A 4,950-nucleotide genomic window follows, 5' to 3' on the forward strand; every position below is an offset into this window, starting at 1 on the left:
TAGTACTGAACAATGAAAAAACAATAAATCTGTCAGTGACAGAAATGAGTGAGAACTCAAACTTTTAATGAGAGTTTGATCCTGGCTCAGGACGAACGCTGGCGGCGTGCCTAATACATGCAAGTAGAACGCTGAAGGAGGAGCTTGCTTCTCTGGATGAGTTGCGAACGGGTGAGTAACGCGTAGGTAACCTGCCTGGTAGCGGGGGATAACTATTGGAAACGATAGCTAATACCGCATAATATTGACTATTGCATGATAGTTGATTAAAAGGTGCAATTGCACCACTACCAGATGGACCTGCGTTGTATTAGCTAGTTGGTGGGGTAACGGCTCACCAAGGCGACGATACATAGCCGACCTGAGAGGGTGATCGGCCACACTGGGACTGAGACACGGCCCAGACTCCTACGGGAGGCAGCAGTAGGGAATCTTCGGCAATGGACGGAAGTCTGACCGAGCAACGCCGCGTGAGTGAAGAAGGTTTTCGGATCGTAAAGCTCTGTTGTAAGAGAAGAACGAGTGTGAGAGTGGAAAGTTCACACTGTGACGGTATCTTACCAGAAAGGGACGGCTAACTACGTGCCAGCAGCCGCGGTAATACGTAGGTCCCGAGCGTTGTCCGGATTTATTGGGCGTAAAGCGAGCGCAGGCGGTTAGATAAGTCTGAAGTTAAAGGCTGTGGCTTAACCATAGTACGCTTTGGAAACTGTTTAACTTGAGTGCAAGAGGGGAGAGTGGAATTCCATGTGTAGCGGTGAAATGCGTAGATATATGGAGGAACACCGGTGGCGAAAGCGGCTCTCTGGCTTGTAACTGACGCTGAGGCTCGAAAGCGTGGGGAGCAAACAGGATTAGATACCCTGGTAGTCCACGCCGTAAACGATGAGTGCTAGGTGTTAGACCCTTTCCGGGGTTTAGTGCCGCAGCTAACGCATTAAGCACTCCGCCTGGGGAGTACGACCGCAAGGTTGAAACTCAAAGGAATTGACGGGGGCCCGCACAAGCGGTGGAGCATGTGGTTTAATTCGAAGCAACGCGAAGAACCTTACCAGGTCTTGACATCCCTCTGACCGCTCTAGAGATAGAGTTTTCCTTCGGGACAGAGGTGACAGGTGGTGCATGGTTGTCGTCAGCTCGTGTCGTGAGATGTTGGGTTAAGTCCCGCAACGAGCGCAACCCCTATTGTTAGTTGCCATCATTTAGTTGGGCACTCTAGCGAGACTGCCGGTAATAAACCGGAGGAAGGTGGGGATGACGTCAAATCATCATGCCCCTTATGACCTGGGCTACACACGTGCTACAATGGCTGGTACAACGAGTCGCAAGCCGGTGACGGCAAGCTAATCTCTTAAAGCCAGTCTCAGTTCGGATTGTAGGCTGCAACTCGCCTACATGAAGTCGGAATCGCTAGTAATCGCGGATCAGCACGCCGCGGTGAATACGTTCCCGGGCCTTGTACACACCGCCCGTCACACCACGAGAGTTTGTAACACCCGAAGTCGGTGAGGTAACCTTTTAGGAGCCAGCCGCCTAAGGTGGGATAGATGATTGGGGTGAAGTCGTAACAAGGTAGCCGTATCGGAAGGTGCGGCTGGATCACCTCCTTTCTAAGGATAAGGAACTGCACATTGGTCTTGTTTAGTCTTGAGAGGTCTTGTGGGGCCTTAGCTCAGCTGGGAGAGCGCCTGCTTTGCACGCAGGAGGTCAGCGGTTCGATCCCGCTAGGCTCCATTGGTGAGAGATCACCAAGTAATGCACATTGAAAATTGAATATCTATATCAAATAGTAACAAGAAAATAAACCGAAACGCTGTAGTATTTAATGAGTTTATTTTTGAAAGGTCAAAAAATAAGGTTAAGTTAATAAGGGCGCACGGTGGATGCCTTGGCACTAGGAGCCGAAGAAGGACGTGACAAACGACGATATGCCTTGGGTAGCTGTAAGTAAGCGATGATCCAGGGATTTCCGAATGGGGGAACCCAACAGGTACTACCTGTTACCCATATCTGTTAAGGATATGAGGAGGAAGACGCAGTGAACTGAAACATCTAAGTAGCTGCAGGAAGAGAAAGCAAAAGCGATTGCCTTAGTAGCGGCGAGCGAAACGGCAGGAGGGCAAACCGAAGAGTTTACTCTTCGGGGTTGTAGGACTGCAATGTGGACTCAAAGATTATAGAAGAATGATTTGGGAAGATCAGCCAAAGAGAGTAATAGCCTCGTATTTAAAATAGTCTTTGTACCTAGCAGTATCCTGAGTACGGCGGGACACGTGAAATCCCGTCGGAATCTGGGAGGACCATCTCCCAACCCTAAATACTCCCTAGTGACCGATAGTGAACCAGTACCGTGAGGGAAAGGTGAAAAGCACCCCGGGAGGGGAGTGAAATAGAACCTGAAACCGTGTGCCTACAACAAGTTCGAGCCCGTTAATGGGTGAGAGCGTGCCTTTTGTAGAATGAACCGGCGAGTTACGATATGATGCGAGGTTAAGTTGAAGAGACGGAGCCGCAGGGAAACCGAGTCTGAATAGGGCGCTTTAGTATCATGTCGTAGACCCGAAACCATGTGACCTACCCATGAGCAGGTTGAAGGTGCGGTAAGACGCACTGGAGGACCGAACCAGGGCACGTTGAAAAGTGCTTGGATGACTTGTGGGTAGCGGAGAAATTCCAAACGAACTTGGAGATAGCTGGTTCTCTCCGAAATAGCTTTAGGGCTAGCGTCGACATTAAGATTCTTGGAGGTAGAGCACTGTTTGGGTGAGGGGTCCATCCCGGATTACCAATCTCAGATAAACTCCGAATGCCAAAGAATTATGGTCGGCAGTCAGACTGCGAGTGCTAAGATCCGTAGTCGAAAGGGAAACAGCCCAGACCACCAGCTAAGGTCCCAAAATAATTGTTAAGTGGAAAAGGATGTGGGGTTGCACAGACAACTAGGATGTTAGCTTAGAAGCAGCTATTCATTCAAAGAGTGCGTAATAGCTCACTAGTCGAGTGACCCTGCGCCGAAAATGTACCGGGGCTAAAACAATTTACCGAAGCTGTGGATACCTTTATAGGTATGGTAGGAGAGCGTTCTATGTGTGAAGAAGGTATACCGTGAGGAGTGCTGGAACGCATAGAAGTGAGAATGCCGGTATGAGTAGCGAAAGACAGGTGAGAATCCTGTCCACCGTAAGACTAAGGTTTCCAGGGGAAGGCTCGTCCGCCCTGGGTTAGTCGGGACCTAAGGAGAGACCGAAAGGTGTATCCGATGGACAACAGGTTGATATTCCTGTACTAGAGTATGTAGTGATGGAGGGACGCAGTAGGCTAACTAAAGCAGACGAATGGAAGAGTCTGTCTAAGCAGTGAGGTGTGAATTGAGTCAAATGCTTAGTTCTATAACATTGAGCTGTGATGGGGAGCGAAGTTTAGTAGCGAAGTTAGTGACGTCACACTGCCAAGAAAAGCTTCTAGCGTTTAAACATACTCTACCCGTACCGCAAACCGACACAGGTAGTCGAGGCGAGTAGCCTCAGGTGAGCGAGAGAACTCTCGTTAAGGAACTCGGCAAAATGACCCCGTAACTTCGGGAGAAGGGGTGCTGACTTTAAGTCAGCCGCAGTGAATAGGCCCAAGCAACTGTTTATCAAAAACACAGCTCTCTGCTAAATCGTAAGATGATGTATAGGGGGTGACGCCTGCCCGGTGCTGGAAGGTTAAGAGGAGTGCTTAGCGTAAGCGAAGGTATGAATTGAAGCCCCAGTAAACGGCGGCCGTAACTATAACGGTCCTAAGGTAGCGAAATTCCTTGTCGGGTAAGTTCCGACCCGCACGAAAGGCGTAATGATTTGGGCACTGTCTCAACGAGAGACTCGGTGAAATTTTAGTACCTGTGAAGATGCAGGTTACCCGCGACAGGACGGAAAGACCCCATGGAGCTTTACTGCAGTTTGATATTGAGTGTCTGTACCACATGTACAGGATAGGTAGGAGTCTAAGAGATCGGGACGCCAGTTTCGAAGGAGACGTTGTTGGGATACTACCCTTGTGTTATGGCCACTCTAACCCGGATAGGTGATCCCTATCGGAGACAGTGTCTGACGGGCAGTTTGACTGGGGCGGTCGCCTCCTAAAAGGTAACGGAGGCGCCCAAAGGTTCCCTCAGAATGGTTGGAAATCATTCGCAGAGTGTAAAGGTATAAGGGAGCTTGACTGCGAGAGCAACAACTCGAGCAGGGACGAAAGTCGGGCTTAGTGATCCGGTGGTTCCGTATGGAAGGGCCATCGCTCAACGGATAAAAGCTACCCTGGGGATAACAGGCTTATCTCCCCCAAGAGTTCACATCGACGGGGAGGTTTGGCACCTCGATGTCGGCTCGTCGCATCCTGGGGCTGTAGTCGGTCCCAAGGGTTGGGCTGTTCGCCCATTAAAGCGGCACGCGAGCTGGGTTCAGAACGTCGTGAGACAGTTCGGTCCCTATCCGTCGCGGGCGTAGGAAATTTGAGAGGATCTGCTCCTAGTACGAGAGGACCAGAGTGGACTTACCGCTGGTGTACCAGTTGTCTTGCCAAAGGCATCGCTGGGTAGCTATGTAGGGAAGGGATAAACGCTGAAAGCATCTAAGTGTGAAACCCACCTCAAGATGAGATTTCCCATGATTATATATCAGTAAGAGCCCTGAGAGATGATCAGGTAGATAGGTTAGAAGTGGAAGTGTGGCGACACATGTAGCGGACTAATACTAATAGCTCGAGGACTTATCCAAAGTAACTGAGAATACGAAGTGTGAGGTTTTCTTGGTATTTGATAGATATTCAATTTTGAGTAGGTATTACTCAGAGTTAAGTGACGATAGCCTAGGAGATACACCTGTACCCATGCCGAACACAGCAGTTAAGCCCTAGAACGCCGGAAGTAGTTGGGGGTTGCCCCCTGTGAGATATGGAAGTCGCTTAGCT

1 tRNA gene and 3 rRNA genes are annotated in these 4,950 nt (G+C 49.8%); all 4 read left to right on the top strand.

The features are described from left to right. The first annotated feature begins 63 nt into the window (after positions 1 to 63). The 4 genes from DF216_RS10250 (at position 64) to rrf (ending at position 4,949) form a co-directional block, all read left to right on the top strand. Positions 64 to 1,610: ribosomal RNA gene (locus DF216_RS10250) — 16S ribosomal RNA — on the top strand. A 51-nt stretch (positions 1,611 to 1,661) separates the two neighbouring features. Next, positions 1,662 to 1,734 (top strand) — tRNA-Ala (locus DF216_RS10255). 122 nt (positions 1,735 to 1,856) lie between these two features. Further along, positions 1,857 to 4,757 (top strand): 23S ribosomal RNA (locus tag DF216_RS10260). Positions 4,758 to 4,833: 76 nt separating this feature from the next. Beyond that, positions 4,834 to 4,949: ribosomal RNA gene (rrf, locus tag DF216_RS10265) — 5S ribosomal RNA — on the top strand. The 16S, 23S and 5S rRNA genes sit together here with 1 tRNA gene alongside, the layout of an rRNA operon. Position 4,950: the final 1 nt, after the last annotated feature.

Origin of the sequence: Streptococcus oralis, assembly GCF_004127215.1 — a bacterium.
GTDB lineage: Bacteria > Bacillota > Bacilli > Lactobacillales > Streptococcaceae > Streptococcus > Streptococcus oralis_BD.